Below are 834 nucleotides of genomic sequence, written 5' to 3'. Positions count from 1 at the left end.
GGCCCGGCCAGCAGGAACAACACGGTCGCGCTGAGATAGTTGGTCAGCGCCATCCGGCCCATCGGCGACAGCACCGCCGACAACACCGGCCCGAGCGGGGTCCGCAACAGCAGGACCACCCCGCAGCAGTACGCCAGACCGGTCACGATGCCGGCGATCGGCTCCAGCAGGCTCACTCCCCCACCCGGCCCGCCGAGCACGTTCACGAACGGCAGCTCGACGTCGCGCCACCGCAGCAGGATCCAGACCGCGGTCAACCCGGCGAAGATCAGAAACGCACAGGCGACCCGGCCGGTACGGCGTTCCAGAGCAGCCGGCACGTCCAGCATCGCCAGCGCGTAACCCAACGCGAGCAGACCGGGGATCGGCCCGAACCCGACGACCAGCTGAGCACCGGCGAACAGCAGCACCAGCGCCACACCCAGCGCCGCCCGCCCACCCAGAAAACTCAACGGCAACAACACGATCAACCCCGCTATCGCGTACGCGGTGAGCGCCTCCCCCGGATGAAACAGGAAGTGGAGCACCCCGATCAGCAACAGCACCACCAGACGGCGGGCCAGCACGAGCCGGGGCCGGTCGGTACGCGCCGCCGCCCGGCGCAGGAAGATCGCGAAGCCGACCCCGAACAGGATCGAGAAGATCGGATAGAACCGCTCGTAGAAGAACAGCTGCACCGGAACCGGCAGTTGACCGGCGGTCCCGGCGGCCGCACCCCGGAACACCACCTGTTGATAGATGTTGATGATCAGGATGCCGCAGAGCGCGAAGCCGCGCAGCGTGTCGAGTGCATGGATGCGCGGCCCGGCGGTGGACACGTCGGCAGTCATACGA

General features: G+C 68.2%; 1 protein-coding gene. It reads right to left on the bottom strand.

The features are described from left to right. Positions 1-818: DUF418 domain-containing protein (locus tag Aco03nite_RS52450; RefSeq protein WP_203810794.1), on the bottom strand; the 818-nt coding region annotated here is incomplete at its 3' end. Between the last annotated feature and the right edge of the window lie 16 nt (positions 819-834).

Origin of the sequence: Actinoplanes couchii (assembly GCF_016862075.1) — a bacterium.
GTDB classification, from domain to species: domain Bacteria; phylum Actinomycetota; class Actinomycetes; order Mycobacteriales; family Micromonosporaceae; genus Actinoplanes; species Actinoplanes couchii.
This window is presented reverse-complemented; position numbering and strand designations above follow the sequence as displayed.